General features: G+C 67.3%; 14 protein-coding genes and 1 tRNA gene. 11 read left to right on the plus strand and 4 right to left on the minus strand.

What is annotated here, in order from left to right; all coding sequences use genetic code 11:
* The first annotated feature begins 21 nt into the window (after positions 1 to 21).
* Positions 22 to 1,527 (plus strand): amidohydrolase, encoded by a 1,506-nt coding sequence (locus MRBLWO12_RS05645; RefSeq protein WP_414685444.1) that lies wholly within the window; start codon positions 22 to 24, stop codon positions 1,525 to 1,527.
* 63 nt (positions 1,528 to 1,590) lie between these two features.
* Here the strand turns inward: MRBLWO12_RS05645 and MRBLWO12_RS05650 are convergent, their stop codons facing one another.
* Complete coding sequence (locus MRBLWO12_RS05650) at positions 1,591 to 2,076, minus strand: Dps family protein (RefSeq protein WP_363553520.1); 486 nt, start codon at positions 2,074 to 2,076, stop codon at positions 1,591 to 1,593.
* Positions 2,077 to 2,216: 140 nt separating this feature from the next.
* Here MRBLWO12_RS05650 and MRBLWO12_RS05655 point away from each other — a divergent pair, with 140 nt between their 5' ends.
* The 5 genes from MRBLWO12_RS05655 (at position 2,217) to MRBLWO12_RS05675 (ending at position 6,072) form a co-directional block, all read left to right on the plus strand.
* Complete coding sequence (locus MRBLWO12_RS05655; protein WP_363553522.1) at positions 2,217 to 2,753, plus strand: gamma carbonic anhydrase family protein; 537 nt, start codon at positions 2,217 to 2,219, stop codon at positions 2,751 to 2,753.
* Between the two features lie 30 nt (positions 2,754 to 2,783).
* Positions 2,784 to 2,857, plus strand: a tRNA-Ile gene (locus MRBLWO12_RS05660).
* 243 nt (positions 2,858 to 3,100) lie between these two features.
* Positions 3,101 to 3,529, plus strand: a complete 429-nt coding sequence (locus MRBLWO12_RS05665; RefSeq protein WP_363553524.1) for a hypothetical protein — start codon at positions 3,101 to 3,103, stop codon at positions 3,527 to 3,529.
* Positions 3,526 to 4,545, plus strand: coding sequence for a YihY/virulence factor BrkB family protein (locus MRBLWO12_RS05670; RefSeq protein ID WP_363553526.1), 1,020 nt, complete (start codon positions 3,526 to 3,528; stop codon positions 4,543 to 4,545). The genes MRBLWO12_RS05665 and MRBLWO12_RS05670 overlap by 4 nt, the downstream gene beginning before the upstream one ends.
* A gap of 282 nt (positions 4,546 to 4,827) precedes the next feature.
* A complete protein-coding gene (locus MRBLWO12_RS05675; protein WP_363553528.1) occupies positions 4,828 to 6,072 on the plus strand; it encodes a hypothetical protein in 1,245 nt (414 codons plus the stop codon).
* Positions 6,073 to 6,088: 16 nt separating this feature from the next.
* Here MRBLWO12_RS05675 and MRBLWO12_RS05680 read toward each other — a convergent pair whose 3' ends face one another.
* A complete protein-coding gene (locus tag MRBLWO12_RS05680; protein ID WP_363553530.1) occupies positions 6,089 to 6,808 on the minus strand; it encodes a 3'-5' exonuclease in 720 nt (239 codons plus the stop codon).
* A 67-nt stretch (positions 6,809 to 6,875) separates the two neighbouring features.
* On the opposite strand from MRBLWO12_RS05680, the gene MRBLWO12_RS05685 reads away from it, so the two are divergent.
* Positions 6,876 to 7,775 (plus strand): alpha/beta fold hydrolase, encoded by a 900-nt coding sequence (locus tag MRBLWO12_RS05685; protein WP_363553532.1) that lies wholly within the window; start codon positions 6,876 to 6,878, stop codon positions 7,773 to 7,775.
* Here MRBLWO12_RS05685 and MRBLWO12_RS05690 read toward each other — a convergent pair.
* The gene (locus MRBLWO12_RS05690; protein WP_141872064.1) at positions 7,747 to 8,220 is read right to left on the minus strand and encodes an Lrp/AsnC family transcriptional regulator; all 474 of its coding nucleotides are present in this window, start codon (positions 8,218 to 8,220) and stop codon (positions 7,747 to 7,749) included. The genes MRBLWO12_RS05685 and MRBLWO12_RS05690 overlap by 29 nt on opposite strands.
* A 169-nt stretch (positions 8,221 to 8,389) precedes the next feature.
* On the opposite strand from MRBLWO12_RS05690, the gene pdhA reads away from it, so the two are divergent.
* Genes pdhA through MRBLWO12_RS05705 form a run of 3 tightly spaced genes read left to right on the plus strand, consistent with a single transcriptional unit; the run spans position 8,390 to position 11,870 of the window.
* Positions 8,390 to 9,505, plus strand: a complete 1,116-nt coding sequence (gene pdhA, locus MRBLWO12_RS05695) for a pyruvate dehydrogenase (acetyl-transferring) E1 component subunit alpha (RefSeq protein WP_363558534.1) — start codon at positions 8,390 to 8,392, stop codon at positions 9,503 to 9,505.
* Between the two features lie 2 nt (positions 9,506 to 9,507).
* Complete coding sequence (locus tag MRBLWO12_RS05700) at positions 9,508 to 10,518, plus strand: alpha-ketoacid dehydrogenase subunit beta (RefSeq protein ID WP_363558536.1); 1,011 nt, start codon at positions 9,508 to 9,510, stop codon at positions 10,516 to 10,518.
* Entirely contained in the window at positions 10,515 to 11,870 is a 1,356-nt protein-coding gene (locus MRBLWO12_RS05705; protein WP_363553534.1) for a dihydrolipoamide acetyltransferase family protein, read from the plus strand. Before MRBLWO12_RS05700 ends, MRBLWO12_RS05705 begins: the two co-directional genes overlap by 4 nt.
* Here the strand turns inward: MRBLWO12_RS05705 and MRBLWO12_RS05710 are convergent.
* The gene (locus MRBLWO12_RS05710) at positions 11,863 to 12,456 is read right to left on the minus strand and encodes a TetR/AcrR family transcriptional regulator (protein WP_363553536.1); all 594 of its coding nucleotides are present in this window, start codon (positions 12,454 to 12,456) and stop codon (positions 11,863 to 11,865) included. The two genes, MRBLWO12_RS05705 and MRBLWO12_RS05710, sit on opposite strands and share 8 nt — an antisense overlap.
* Positions 12,457 to 12,567: 111 nt before the next feature.
* Here MRBLWO12_RS05710 and MRBLWO12_RS05715 point away from each other — a divergent pair, with 111 nt between their 5' ends.
* The gene (locus tag MRBLWO12_RS05715; protein WP_363553538.1) at positions 12,568 to 14,121 is read left to right on the plus strand and encodes a carboxyl transferase domain-containing protein; all 1,554 of its coding nucleotides are present in this window, start codon (positions 12,568 to 12,570) and stop codon (positions 14,119 to 14,121) included.
* Positions 14,122 to 14,125 lie beyond the last annotated feature (4 nt).

Raw genomic sequence — 14,125 nt, forward strand, 5'->3', positions numbered from 1 at the left:
CGTCGACCCGAGGCTGAGAACATGCGTGAGAACTCCCCGTCCAGCGAGCCGATCGCGATGATCCGTGCCGTGCGCATCGGCGGCCCCGGCCGCGAGTTCCTCCTCGACGATGAACCTGTCGACATCCAGATCGCGGAGGGGCACATCGTCGACATCGCGCCGACTGGCACTCTCCGACCGCAGGGGGAGGTGCTCGACGCGGACGGCACGTGGGCGGTGCCTGGGTTGTGGGACAACCACGTCCACACCGTGCAATGGGCACTGGCGGCAGAGCGCGAGCCGCTCGGCCTGGTCGTATCTGCCGCGGAGGCCGCACGCCGGATGACGCATGTCGCGCCGCTGGCGGACGGTCGTCGGGTGGGCAGCGGCTACCGTGACGCCCTGTGGAGCGACGCACCCGATCTGTTTACCCTGGACGCCGCGACCGGTGACGTGCCGACGTACCTGATCAATGCCGACGTGCACAGCGTGTGGCTGAACTCTGCCGCGCTTCGACGCGAGGGATTCCACAGCGTCGACGGGATTCTTCGCGAGGAAGACGCCTTCGAGATCTCGCGGCGTCTGAACGCCGTGGATCCCGCTCACAGCGATCGTGCGGTGCAGCAGGCGGGAGAGCAGGCAGCTTCCCGCGGTGTCACCGGACTCGTCGACTTCGACATGGCCTGGAACGCGGAGGCGTGGCCGCGCCGCATCGCAGCCGGCTTCGCCGCACATCGCGTGGAGTTCGCGGTGTACCCGTTCGATCTGGACAGGGCGATTGCCGCGGGCCTGCGCACCGGAGAACTGCTCGAACCGGAGGGCGACCCGTCCGCGAGGGGCGGACTCGTGCGGGTCGGGCCCCTCAAGATCATCTCCGACGGATCGCTCGGGACGCGCACCGCGGCCTGCTCGCACGCCTACCCGGGAGACCCGGCGAACTTCGGCGTGCTGAACGTCCCGCGCGATGCCCTGATCGAGGCACTTGTCACGGCGACCGGCGCGGGACTGAGCGTGGCCGTGCATGCGATCGGCGACAGAGCGACCACCTCTGCTCTCGACGCTTTCACCGTGAGCGGCGCAACCGGCACGATCGAACATGCTCAGCTCGTGCGTCACGCCGATCTCGCCCGATTCGCGCGGCTCGGCGTGAGCGCCAGTGTGCAGCCGCAGCATGCGCTCGACGACCGCGACCTCGTCGAGCGGCACTGGGCCGAGCAGACAGCGATCGGGTACCCGCTCGCCTCACTCCTCGCTGCCGGAGCCGAGGTGCGGTTCGGATCGGATGCGCCGGTCGCAGAGCTCGATCCCTGGCGTGCGATTGCGGCAGCGGTGTCTCGGACGGACGATGAGCGCGAGCCATGGCATCCGGAGGAGCGCGTGAGCGTCGACCAGGCGCTGCAGGCAAGTGTGCGGTCATCTATCCGGCCGGGTGAGCCTGCAGACATCGTGCTGTGCGGCCTGAACCCGCAGACATCGACGGGGTCGGAGCTGCGCGGGATGCCGGTCATGGCGACTGTTCTGGCAGGCCGAGTCACCCACACCGCCTGAGGAGACGCGGAAGGGGGCATCAGGACGTATCCCGATGCCCCCCCCCTTCGATGCCGCGAGGTCTTACGCAGCGATGTGCGAAACGAGGAACCAGCGGTCCTTCTCGAGGCCGCGCATGATCTCGATCGCGACGTCCTGGCTCGTGAGGTCGACCTCGTCCAGACCGTCGATCGCGGCCTTGACGTCGACCAGGATCGCGTCGATGTCGGCGATGACGGCGCGCACGAGCTCGTCCGACTGCGTGAAGCCTGCGGGCACTGCGCTGGTGCCGGCCTTCTCGGCGACGGTGCTCAGTCGCGCGTCGATCGGGAGGCCGAGAGCGACGATGCGCTCCGCAGCCGTGTCGGCGAAGTCACCAGCATGGGCGACGATCGTGTCGAGCAGCTCGTGGACGCCGATGAAGTTCGCGCCGCGGACGTGCCAGTGGGCCTGCTTGCCGTTGACGGTGAGTGCTTCGAGACCCAGAACGACCGGAGAGAGGAACTGCGCTGCGGCAGCCGCCACGGTCGGGTCGCTGGCGGTGGTGGAAACGGTCTGTGCCTTGCTCATCTTGTGCTCCTCCGTGGTGCCTTCTCTTACCTGATGAAGACAACGCTACTCAGGCTCAGACATTCCGCAAGCAAGCTGAGGCTCCACTTACACGCGCGGAATCCCGCGGTTTTCCGGCGATGTGAGGATAGTCTCGCCTCATGACCATCGCAGCAGGCGCGTCCGTCCTCGCCCTCCCCGATCGCACCCCGTCCATCGCCGATGACGCCTTCGTCGCCGAGGGCGCGCGTGTCGTCGGCGACGTGACCCTGTCTCCGGGGGTCAGCGTCTGGTACAACGCCGTGCTGCGCGCGGATTCGGCGCCGATCGTGATCGGTCGTGACAGCAACGTGCAGGACAACGTCTCGCTGCACGTCGATGATGGCCACCCGGTCGTGGTCGGTGCGAAGGTGTCGATCGGTCACAACGCGGTGGTTCACGGGTGCACGATCGGCGACGGCTCATTGGTCGGTATGGGCGCCGTCATCCTCAGCGGCGCCGTGATCGGAGACGGGTGCCTCATCGCCGGGGGAGCAGTCGTCCTCGGCGGCACTGAGGTACCCGACGGTTCGTTGGTCGCCGGCGTGCCCGCAAAGGTTCGCCGTGCGCTCAGCGACGAGGAGCGGGCGGGCCTCGTCGCCAATGCCGACATCTACCTGACGCACCTGCAGACGCACAGCGCTGCGACGCCAGCCTGATGCGCGTCCACCGATAAGCTGGGTGCACACGGGGCGGTGGCCAAGCTGGTCAAGGCAGCGGGCTCATAACCCGACGATCGTGGGTTCAAGTCCCACCCGCCCCACTCATCCTCCCTCTGTAGCCGCGTGAGCATGCGGACTGTCGGAGATTCCTCAAGAGGCCTGTGTGGCTCATGGTCGCAGCAGCGGCGACTCGCCGATCATGCATTCGCCCCGTCGCCCCGTGCAGGCGGAACCAACGGATGGCGTGGCTGCGGGGCGCTCATGGTGGAATGGAGGGGTGTCCGCCGCGATATCGGCATCAGCATCCAACGCGGGCGGAGGCCGGCCGGGCGACGAGGAAGACGATGACTGAACATAGCAAGGCGCACCCACCGGGGCTCTTCGGCCACATCGCGGGTGTCGAGGTCGCACTCCTGACCATCGCGCGCGCCGGCACCTTCGGCGCCCCCGACGACTATGTCACTGCTCGCCGAGCGGATGTGCCCGCCGGGACCACCGAGCTGTCGGTCGACCGTCCGGACGTGGTCGACGTGATCCGTGTGCCGATGTCGGAGGTGGAGCAGCTTTCCCGATGGACGTGGACAGTGCGGCTCGATGGCGGTGAGTACGAGGCGCGTCAGATGCGCGATGGTCAGGTGCTCATCGGAACGTTTGACAGCCGGTTCGTCTGGGGTGACGGGTGGGACGGGAATGTCCGTGACGGCTGGCAGCGCTGGATCGATGCGGAGGGGCTCGACGTGACCCCGACGCGCCATGGGGTCGTCGCGACATGAGTGAAGCCACCACCGAGGACGAGCCGTCACCGAACGACCTCGACGCTCGATCATGGAGGTTCGTCGCGCGTAGCGTGCTCCGCAAGTTCGGTGCAGACGGCACGGGCGACATCGCCGCCGGTCTCACCTTCCACGCCTTGCTCGCCTTGATCCCCGCAATCATGGTCATCGTGTCGGTCGTGAGTCTCCTCGGGAAGGAGTCTGAAACCGTGGGGCTCGTGCTCGAGGTCGCCCGAACGGTGGCCTCGCCGGAGGTCGCGGAAGGCCTGGCATCGCTCGTGGATGCGCTGGCCGACTCCTCGATCGCCGGGCTGGCACTGGCGACAGGTCTCGCGCTCATGATCTGGGCGGGTGCTCGCTACATCGCCGTGCTGGGACGCGGTATGAACCGGATCTACGGTGTGGACGAGGGGCGGCCCGGCTGGGCGTTGAAGCTGATGCAGCTCGGTGTCAGCGTCGTCCTGTTCGCGACGATCTGGGCGGCTGTGGCTGTGCTGACGCTCACTGAGCCGGTGGCATCGGCGATCGGGGATGCGCTCTCGCTGGGGGATTCGGTTCTCATCGGATGGCAGATCATCCGCTGGCCTCTCCTTGCGGCACTCGTCGTCGCGGCGGTCGCCTTCGTCTACGACCGGGCGCCGAACGTGAAGCATCCGAAGTTCCGGTGGGTCAGTCTCGGCGCGGGTACGGCGATCCTCGTGCTCCTCATCGCCACGGCGCTCTTCAGCTTCTATGTCTCGACCATCGTGGACTACGACCGCGTCTACGGTCCGCTCGCCGGCGCGATCATCTTCCTGCTCTGGCTGTGGATCGCGAACCTGGCGCTGGTGCTGGGGGTCGAGTTCGATGCCGGAGTGGAGCGAGCGCGCGAGCTGCGCGCGGGAGAGCCCGCCGAGTACCGTGTGCAGTTGCCGTTGCGTGACACGACCCAGGTGGAGGCGAAGCAGCAGCGGGCAACGGACGAGGTCCGCGAGGCCAGGGAGATCCGTCGTCACTCGGACGACACCTCCAGCTGACGGACAGGAACAGTCCCTCCGTTCATCCCCAAGTACGGCGCGACAGAACTGCTTGTCGGCGAAGCATCGCCGTCATCCCTGTCACCGCAAGGATTTCGACGGCGCAACGAAGGCGTAGCGTCCGCGCTCTTCCAGCGGTGGGTGCACGCTCGGTAGCGTCTATCCGACATATCGAGTCATTCTGACGAGCGCGTAACCCGGCGCGTGAGTTGCTGAAGGCTCCGGAGGGGGTCGTCCGACATGATCGAGCGCATCGAGACTGCTGAGGTAAGTCGCCGCAGTATGATCCGAGCAGCCGCCTGGTCGCTCCCGGTGATTGCTCTCGCGGTCGCCACTCCCGCGGCGGCGGCATCCATTCCTGGCGACCTCGAGCTGGCGTTCGGTGCGACGTCCTACACGGGCGCGGGCTGCGCGACCCTGGCATCCGTCGCGATCACCGTCACCCGCGGGGGACTGTCGGCGGCAGGGGTTCCTGTGACGGTCACGCTGCCCGACGGACTCACCTGGACGGATGGCACCGCGAGCGCGCGCGTCCTCACCAGCAGTGGAACCGGCGAAGTCGTTCTCACGGCGCTGCAGGCACCCGCCAACACGGGGATCTACACGGTGAGCGCCAGCGCCGAGTCGATCATCACCACGGCCAGGGTCACGATCACCGGGGCAGTGGGCACCCCCACCGCCTGGCAGAACTATCGACTGACGAGCCTCGATCGCAACACGACGTTCGCGAATGTACCGTCCTCGGCGACGCCGTTGGGGAACAACTACTTCTTCGCCGACAACACGTTGTACTGGGGGAACGATCGCAACGTCGGAGGGCTCGTGGTCGCCACCGGTGTCGCAGAGGCCATCGCGTTCCACGGGAACGACGGTGACTACGCCTCCGCCTACGTGGGCGGTCGATGGGTCAGCTACGCGGGCAACTCGGTGAGCGCGACTTACGCGTCAGTACCCTCATCCGCGACGGCGCTCGAGAACAACTACTTCCTCGACGGAACCACCCTCTGGTTCAAGAACACCGTCGTGTCGACGTCCGTGGTGAACGCGCGCGGCTGGCACGGCGGGAACACCGACTATGCCGACGTCCTCATCGGCAGCACCTGGGCGACGTACGCAGGGACCGGCGTCTACGAGACGTACTCCGCGGTTCCTGCCGCGGCGACCCCGATCGGCAACAAATACTTCCTGAACGGCACCACGCTGTGGTTCAAGAACAGCATCGTGACGACGAACGCCCAATCAGCGATCGGCTTCCGAAGCCCCAACAACGACTACGCCGACGTGCTGCTCGGAAGCACCTGGGTGACCTACCGGGAGGGTGGAGGCGTCGCGGAGACCTATGCCTCCGTGCCCGCCACGGCGAAGCCCCTGCGCAACCACTACTTCCTGAACGGGATGACGCTCTACTACAAGAACACCGTCGTCTCCTCGAATGTCGGCTCGGCGGCCGGCTACTACGGCGGAGACACGCCGCAGAGCCATGCGGACTTCGTGAACTTCCGGGATTCGGGGCTATGCACTGTCTGACGGGTTTGAAGGGCCGTCACTGAAGAGCGTGCGGTCGTACGGGCCACGTGCCGTCGAGTGTCTCCTCCGGCTCGAGGCGTCCGACGCTGATGAAGTACTCGGTGAGACTCTCCGCCTGGGATCGAGCCCAGCCGACCTGGCGGGTGTGCAGTTCTGTGAGCGACTGCGGAAGCACGAACTGCCGAGCGAGCGCCTGAGCCACGCGTCCGGCTGCGATCGCATCGGCGGAGGCCTCGTGTGCGCCTTCGAGCGGCACCGCATAGTGCGCCGCGACGACCTCGAGTGTGCGCTTGCCCTTGCGGTAGCGGTCGTAGGCCTTGTCGATCACGAGCGGATCGATGATCGGCGAGGGGTCGGTCAGAGGTTCGATTCCGTGACGCACCGCCTCGTGGGCGAGCAAGGAGAAATCATAGGACGCGTTGTATGCCACGACCGGTACTCCTTGGGCGAGGAGGGAGCGGAGTGCACCGGTCACCTCGGCGACGACCTCCGCGGCCGGCCGGCCGTGCGCGCGGGCGTGGGTGGTCGTGATGCCGTGGACTGCGGTCGCACCTTCTGGGATGGCGATGCCGGGATCGGCGAGCCAGGAGCGAGCCGCCACCTGTCGTCCGTTCGCATCGAGAACCCCGACGTGCGCGGTGACGATCCGATCCGCGGTGACGTCGACACCGGTGGTCTCGAGGTCGAACACGCCGACGCGGGTGAGCCAGGCGGGGAGGTCTGGTGCAGGCGCCATGCCTTCACGGTAGGACGAGCCGCCGACATCCAGCGGAAGGCACACGGCGACTCCGTAGACTCGATGCATGACCGTGCCTTCCCCCTACGCTGACCGCCTGAGCCGTCTGCCCGTTCAGCGGCACGAGGTCGAGGTGTCAGGGGGTGTGACTGCCTACTGGGTCTATGGTCCGCAGGACGCGGAGACCACCGTGATCGCGGTGCACGGCTTCCGAGGTGAGCATCATGGGCTCGAACCGGTGCTCGCTTTCCTCCCCGAAGCACGCGTGATCGCGCCAGACCTGCCCGGATTCGGTGAAACCTCACCTCTGCCCGGCCAGTCGCATGATCTCGATGCCTATGCCGAGTGGCTGACGGAGTTCGCAGGGACGGTCGCCCCCGGGGCGGTCATCCTGGGTCACTCCTTCGGCTCCATCGTCACGGCTGCGGCCGTCGCCGGGGGGCTGGAAACGCCACGACTGATCCTGATGAACCCGATCGGCGCCCCGGCGCTGGAAGGCCCCAAGGGGCTGATGACGCGGCTCGCCGTGCTCTACTACGCGCTCGGTGCGCGTCTCCCCGAACGACTCGGCACCGCGCTGCTGCGCAATCGGGTGATCGTGCGCGTCATGAGCATCACCATGGCGAAGACCAAGGATCCGGCGCTGCGCCGCTTCATCCACGACCAGCACGACACCTACTTCTCGCGGTTCTCCGACCGTGACGTCCTGCGCGACGCGTTCGTGGCGAGCGTGTCGCACGATGTGAGGGAGTTCGCCTCGGAGATCGACGTCCCCACGCTGCTCGTCGCCGCGGAGCGGGACGACATCACCCCGATCGAGGCGGAGCGCACCCTCGCGAAGCGGTTCTCCGATGCATCGCTCGTCGAGATCGCTCACGTGGGTCACCTGATCCACTACGAGACCCCCGCGGAGGCCGCCGGGGCGATCCGTCGATTCCTCAGGATTCCCGTCGCGCGAGGCCGATGAGTCCGGCGACCCGGAACGGGATGACCTCGCCCATCGCGAGCGAGGTCTCTGTACGCTCGACGCCCTCGATCGAGAGGATCCGCGCGTCCGTGTCGAACAGATGACGGGCGTCGCGGCAGGCCACACGAGCGAGGAGATCGATGGATCCGCTCAGACCGTGCGCTTGCACGACCTCGGGGATGCGTGCGAGCTCGTTGATGATGCGGGGGAGCTCGGTCTGGCGGACTCCGATGCTGACGAAGGCCTGCAGCGGGAAGCCGAGAACCTCGGGCGCGAAGGAGCGCTCGTACGAGAGGAAGATACCTGTCTGCTCCAGCCGGGCCATCCGCGCCTGGATCGTGTTGCGCGAGAGACCGAGATTCTCCGCGAGAGCGACGATCGTGATGCGGGGATCGTCGGCGAGTGCGGCGAGAAGCTCGAGATCGATGCGGTCCAGTCCAGGCATAGTGCCAAACCTTAGCAGGGGCTGATGTCTCAAAATTGAGCAACATGCTCAAGCCCACTTCAATTGCTTGAGCGAGGTGTTCAGCAGACGTACGCTCAGACCACGCCGGTGATGATGCCGGGTGCAGCGCGCACAGCCCTTCGGGGCCGCTGAGACTTGGAGGACGATGATGTCACCGCAGATCACGCCCATCGCCGATTCGACCCAGGACCTGGAGCTCACCGAGCGCCTCCTGGCTCCGGATGGAACCCGCGTCGCGCACCCCGACCTCGACCCCTACGTCGCCGACATCGACGCCGCGCAGTTGCGCGCTCTTCTGCGCGACATGGTGATCCTTCGCCGCATCGACGCCGAGGGCGTGGCGCTGCAGCGTCAGGGGCAGCTCGGCCTCTGGGCCCCGTGTCAGGGGCAGGAGGCGACGCAGATCGGGACGGCCCGCGCGCTGGCCCCCCAGGACTACGTCTTCCCGAGCTACCGCGAGACCGGTGTCATCTACGCCCGCGGCGCTCAGCCGGGAGACTTCGTACGGATGTGGCGCGGGGAGGAGGGAGCGGGGCACGATCCTGCCGCCCTGCGCGTCGCGCCGCTGCAGATCATCATCGGCGCCCAGACCCTGCACGCCGTCGGCTACGCGCTCGGCATCCGTCATGACGGCGCCGACGAGGTCGCAGTGACCTACTTCGGCGACGGTGCGACCAGCCAGGGTGATGTCAACGAGGCCATGATCTTCGCCGCCTCGTACCAGGCGCCGGTGGTCTTCGTCTGCCAGAACAACCATTGGGCGATCTCCGAGCCGGTCGCACTGCAGTCCCAGTACCCGATCGCCGGGCGCGCGCCGGGCTTCGGCATTCCGAGTCTTCGTGTCGACGGCAACGACGTCCTGGCCTGCATGGCGGCGATGCGATGGGCGCTCGATCATGCCAGGGCGGGCAAGGGGCCCGCATACATCGAGGCCGTCACGTACCGGATGGGGCCCCACACCACGGCTGATGACCCGACGCGCTACCGCGACGAGGCGGAGCTCGAGGAGTGGCGTCGCCGCGACCCGATCGCGCGTCTCGACGCTCACCTCCGCAGCATCGGTGAACTCGACGAGTCGCAGCTGGCGGAGATCCAGTCGGCTGCCGACGTCGTCGCCAAGGACATGCGTGCGGCCTGCCTCTCCATGGTCACGCGAGCGCCCCTCGCGGTGTTCGACGGCGTCTACGCCGAGCCGCACGCCGGATTGGACCGCCAGCGCGACGAGTACGCCGCGTACCTGGCCGGCTTCGAAGGTGAGGCATGAGCATGGGGGAGATGACTCTGGGCAAGGCACTCGGCGCCGGCCTGCGACGGGCGATGCGGGATGACGAGAAGGTCGTTCTGCTCGGCGAGGACATCGGGAAGCTCGGTGGCGTGTTCCGCATCACCGATGGACTGCTCGACGAGTTCGGTGCCCAGCGCGTGATCGACACACCGCTCGCGGAGTCCGGAATCGTCGGCACTGCGGTCGGATTGGCCTTCCGCGGCTACCGGCCGGTCGTCGAGATCCAGTTCGACGGATTCGTCTACCCGGCGTTCGATCAGATCGTCGCCCAGGTCGCCAAGCTCCACTACCGCACCCAGGGGCGGGTGAAGATGCCGATCACGATCCGTATTCCGTGGGCCGGAGGGATCGGCGCGGCCGAGCATCACTCGGAGTCGCCAGAGGCCTACTTCGTGCACACCGCCGGTCTCCGTGTCGTCGCGGTGTCGAACCCGGCCGATGCGTATCGGAGTCTTCGCCAGGCGATCGCCTGCGACGATCCGGTGATCTTCTTCGAACCGAAGCGTCTCTACCATCACAAGGGCGAGGTCGACCTTGATGCCTCGCTGGCGGATGCTCCGCCGATGGGGCTGGCCAGTGTCGTACGAACCGGTCACGACGTCTCACTCATCACGTACGGCGCGATGGTCGGCACCGCGCTGCAAGCAGCGGAAGCTGCGGACGACGAGGGCATCTCGATCGAGGTGATCGATCTGCGCTCACTCTCGCCCGTCGACTACGACTCGGTCGCGGCCTCCGTTCGCAAGACCGGTCGAGTCGTGGTCGCTCACGAAGCGTCGCGGGAAGCCGGCGTCGCCGCCGAAGTGATCGCCAGCATCACGGAGCGCTGCTTCGAGTACCTCGAATCCGCACCGCTGCGGGTGACCGGTCATGACATCCCTTACCCGCCCGCGAAGTTGGAGAAGTTCCACCTGCCTGACCTCGATCGTCTTCTCGACGCGGTGGATCGCGTGCTCGACCGGCCGAACAGCCTCACGGAGGTGGACGCATGATCGCCGAGTTCCGACTGCCCGACCTCGGAGAAGGTCTCACGGAAGCGGAGGTCGTGCAGTGGCTGGTCGCGCCGGGCGACGCAGTGACGCTGAATCAGACGCTCGCCGAGGTCGAGACCGCCAAAGCGGTCGTGGAGCTGCCGTCGCCGTATGCGGGCACCGTGTCGACACTGCACGCGGACGCGGGCGAGACCGTCGCGGTCGGCGCACCGCTCATCGCCTTCGATGTGGAGGGGGAGACTGACGAGGTTCCTTCGCCGGACGCCGAGGAGAAGGCGCAGCCGAACCTCGTCGGCTACGGTGCAGCACCGACTGCCACCGGTCGTCCCGCCCGCCGCGCACGTCGCAGCACGGGGGCGAGGTCCGCAGCGGACACCGCGGTGCTCGAAGCGGCGCCGCACGACGCGGTGCCGTCCGCGAGCGTCGAGCAGGTGATCGAGAGGCCCAGATCGACGCCTCCCGTGCGCGCCCATGCCAAGCGCCTCGGAATCGATCTCGTGCTGGTCGCTGCTGCCGTCGGCGATCGCCTGATCACCCGCAACGACGTGGATGCCTACGCCGAGCGCACCGGTTCCAGCCACGGTGAAGCGCCGGCGGCGGCGCCCTCGGCACCTGGCATCCCCGCGACCGCTGCCGCGCTGACGCCGGGCGAACGCGAGACGAGGATCCCGATCCGCGGCGTGCGCAAGCACACTGCTGCGGCGATGGTGGCCAGCGCGTTCACGGCTCCCCATGTCACGGTGTTCCACACGGTCGATGTCACGGAGACAATGGATCTCCTCGCCGGGCTCCGAGAAGATCGGGCGCTCGCTGCACACCGGATCGGTCCGCTCGCCGTGATCGCGAAGGTCGTCTGTCTCGCGCTGTCCCGCACTCCCGGCCTCAATGCGCACTGGGACGAGGCCGCAGGCGAGATCGTGCAGTTCCACTACGTCGACCTCGGCATCGCAGCCGCGACCGAGCGCGGTCTCATCGTGCCGAACATCCGGGATGCGGATCGTCTCTCGCTCGTCGAGTTGAGTGAGGCGCTCAAGTCCCTCGCGGAGACGGCGCGTGCGGGCAAGACGTCTCCGGCTGAGCTGGTCGGGGGGACATTCTCGATCTCGAACATCGGTGTCTTCGGTGTCGATGCGGGAACACCGATCCTGCCACCAGGTCAATCCGGCATTCTCGCGGTGGGTGCGGTGCGTCGTCAGCCGTGGGAGCACCGCGGCGAGATCGCGCTGCGTCAGGTGATGACGCTGAGCCTTTCGTTCGACCACCGTCTCGTCGACGGTGCCGAGGGCGCGCGATTCCTCAAGGACGTCGCCGACGTGCTCGAGCAGCCCGGTCGCGCGATGCTGCTCAGGTAGCGGCGCGCAACGCGGCATCCGCCATCGCGGCCAGCACGGTCGCGGTGGCGGTGTGCGCTCTGGTGGTCGCCCGCGTGCTGTGCGGGGTCGAGTTGATCAGGCCGAAGCACGCCTGCACCCGCAGCCGCAGCTCTTCGGGCGTAGCCGTCAGAAGGGGCGCGAGGGCCTCGATCCACACCTCGATGTAGGTGCGCTGCAACCGACGCACCTCGGCGCGATCCTCATCGGACAGATGGGCGACATCCCGGTCCTGCACCTGGATGACCTCCGCATTTCCGAGGGCGAAGTCCACATGGAAGCGAATCAGCGACCGCATCCGCTCTTCGGGTTCTGCAGACGCTGCGGCGACGACTGTCCCACCGGTGACGAGGTCGTTGCTCACCTTCACCAGCACGGCGCCGAGGAGAGCTTGCTTTCCGGCGAAGTGCCGGTAGACGGCAGGTCCGGAGACGCCGACCGCTGCGCCGATGTCCTCGAGGCTGACGCCGTTGTATCCGCGCGCGGCGAAGAGACGCGCGGCCTCATGGAGGATCGCATCGGAGCGCTCGGCTTTGGCGCGGTCCCTGGCAGTCGTCGGGGTTGTCATTCCAGTTAATCCTCGCTAACCTGAATGTACGGGTTAGTGAACACTAACCGAATCAGCACACGCAGCGCCACCGTGAGACGCCGCGTGACGTGGGTCGAGGAGGACTTCACGATGCCTGCTACCCAGGAGTCATTGGCGCAAGCGCTGCGCGACCGCCTCGCGGCAGCGGCGCTCGGAGGACCGGCCACCTCCCGAGAACGTCACATCGCCCGTGGAAAGCTGCTGCCGCGCGAGCGCGTGGCCCGGCTGCTCGACGAGGGCAGCCCGTTCCTCGAAGTCGCGCCGCTCGCGGCGGAGGGCCTGTACGGGGGAGAGGCGCCAGGAGCGGGCGTGATCGCCGGCATCGGCCTTGTCCACGGCCGTCATGTCATGGTCGTCTGCAACGACGCCACCGTCAAAGGCGGCACCTACTACCCGATGACGGTCAAGAAGCATCTGCGTGCTCAGGAGATCGCCCTCGAGAACCGCCTTCCCTGCCTCTATCTGGTGGACTCGGGCGGAGCGTTCCTCCCAAGGCAAGACGAGGTGTTTCCGGACCGGGATCACTTCGGACGCATCTTCTTCAATCAGGCGAACATGTCGGCCGCCGGGATACCCCAGCTCGCAGCCGTACTCGGATCCTGCACGGCCGGAGGAGCATACGTACCGGCAATGAGCGACGAGACCGTCATCGTGCGTGGGCAGGGCACGATCTTCCTGGGTGGTCCTCCGCTGGTGAAAGCGGCGATCGGGGAGATCGTGACGGCCGAGGAGCTCGGCGGCGGCGAACTGCATGCACGCCGCAGCGGCGTGGTCGACCATCTCGCAGAGGACGACGAGCACGCGCTCGAGATCCTCCGCGACATCGTCGCCACCTTGCCTCCGCCCGCAGAGCCGGCGTGGGAGGTCATCGCCAGTCGAGAACCGGAAGATCTCTCGTCGCTGTACGACGCCGTCCCCGTCGACGTGAACGCCGCGTACGACGTCCATGAGGTCATACGCCGCTTGGTGGACGCCGACAGCTTCCGCGAGTTCAAAGCCGAGTACGGCACCACCCTGGTCACCGGGTTCGCCCGACTGCACGGGCATCCCCTCGGCATCATCGCCAACAACGGTGTGCTGTTCAGCGAATCGGCGCAGAAGGGTGCTCACTTCATCGAGCTGAGCGACCAGCGCGGGATCCCTCTGCTGTTCCTGCAGAACATCACCGGATTCATGGTCGGTTCCGAGGCCGAGGCCGGCGGGATCGCGAAGGACGGGGCCAAGATGGTCACCGCCGTCGCGAGCACCAGAGTGCCGAAACTGACCGTGATCATCGGCGGCTCGTTCGGCGCCGGGAACTATTCCATGTGCGGCCGCGCGTATTCGCCGCGCTTCCTGTGGACGTGGCCCGCGAGTCGCATCTCCGTCATGGGCGGACCTCAGGCGGCGTCCGTGCTTGCCACGGTGAAGGAGGATCAGCTCACCGCTCGGGGCGCGGAGTGGTCTGCGCAGGAACGCAGCGACTTCGAGGCACCGATCAGGGAGCAGTACGAGGAGCAGGGGGAGCCCTACTACGCCACCGCCCGACTCTGGGACGACGGGATCGTCGACCCCGCGCAGACGCGCGACCTGCTGGGGCTCGCGCTCGACGTGGTCGCCCGCACCCCGCTGCCCGAACCTCGCTTCGGCGTCTTCCGGATGTGAGAGA

Source organism: Microbacterium sp. LWO12-1.2 (genome assembly GCF_040675875.1).
Taxonomy (GTDB): Bacteria; Actinomycetota; Actinomycetes; order Actinomycetales; family Microbacteriaceae; genus Microbacterium.

Bases quoted from the DNA above. Each gene is read 5' to 3' on its own strand.
- MRBLWO12_RS05680 (WP_363553530.1), bottom strand. From the start codon at position 6,808: ATGGCGCCTGCACCAGACCTCCCCGCCTGGCTCACCCGCGTCGGCGTG.
- MRBLWO12_RS05655 (WP_363553522.1), top strand. From the start codon at position 2,217: ATGACCATCGCAGCAGGCGCGTCCGTCCTCGCCCTCCCCGATCGCACC.
- MRBLWO12_RS05690 (WP_141872064.1), bottom strand. From the start codon at position 8,220: ATGCCTGGACTGGACCGCATCGATCTCGAGCTTCTCGCCGCACTCGCC.
- MRBLWO12_RS05715 (WP_363553538.1), top strand. From the start codon at position 12,568: ATGCCTGCTACCCAGGAGTCATTGGCGCAAGCGCTGCGCGACCGCCTC.
- MRBLWO12_RS05685 (WP_363553532.1), top strand. From the start codon at position 6,876: ATGACCGTGCCTTCCCCCTACGCTGACCGCCTGAGCCGTCTGCCCGTT.
- MRBLWO12_RS05670 (WP_363553526.1), top strand. From the start codon at position 3,526: ATGAGTGAAGCCACCACCGAGGACGAGCCGTCACCGAACGACCTCGAC.
- MRBLWO12_RS05675 (WP_363553528.1), top strand. From the start codon at position 4,828: ATGATCCGAGCAGCCGCCTGGTCGCTCCCGGTGATTGCTCTCGCGGTC.
- MRBLWO12_RS05710 (WP_363553536.1), bottom strand. From the start codon at position 12,456: ATGACAACCCCGACGACTGCCAGGGACCGCGCCAAAGCCGAGCGCTCC.
- pdhA (WP_363558534.1), top strand. From the start codon at position 8,390: ATGTCACCGCAGATCACGCCCATCGCCGATTCGACCCAGGACCTGGAG.
- MRBLWO12_RS05650 (WP_363553520.1), bottom strand. From the start codon at position 2,076: ATGAGCAAGGCACAGACCGTTTCCACCACCGCCAGCGACCCGACCGTG.
- MRBLWO12_RS05705 (WP_363553534.1), top strand. From the start codon at position 10,515: ATGATCGCCGAGTTCCGACTGCCCGACCTCGGAGAAGGTCTCACGGAA.
- MRBLWO12_RS05700 (WP_363558536.1), top strand. From the start codon at position 9,508: ATGGGGGAGATGACTCTGGGCAAGGCACTCGGCGCCGGCCTGCGACGG.
- MRBLWO12_RS05665 (WP_363553524.1), top strand. From the start codon at position 3,101: ATGACTGAACATAGCAAGGCGCACCCACCGGGGCTCTTCGGCCACATC.
- MRBLWO12_RS05645 (WP_414685444.1), top strand. From the start codon at position 22: ATGCGTGAGAACTCCCCGTCCAGCGAGCCGATCGCGATGATCCGTGCC.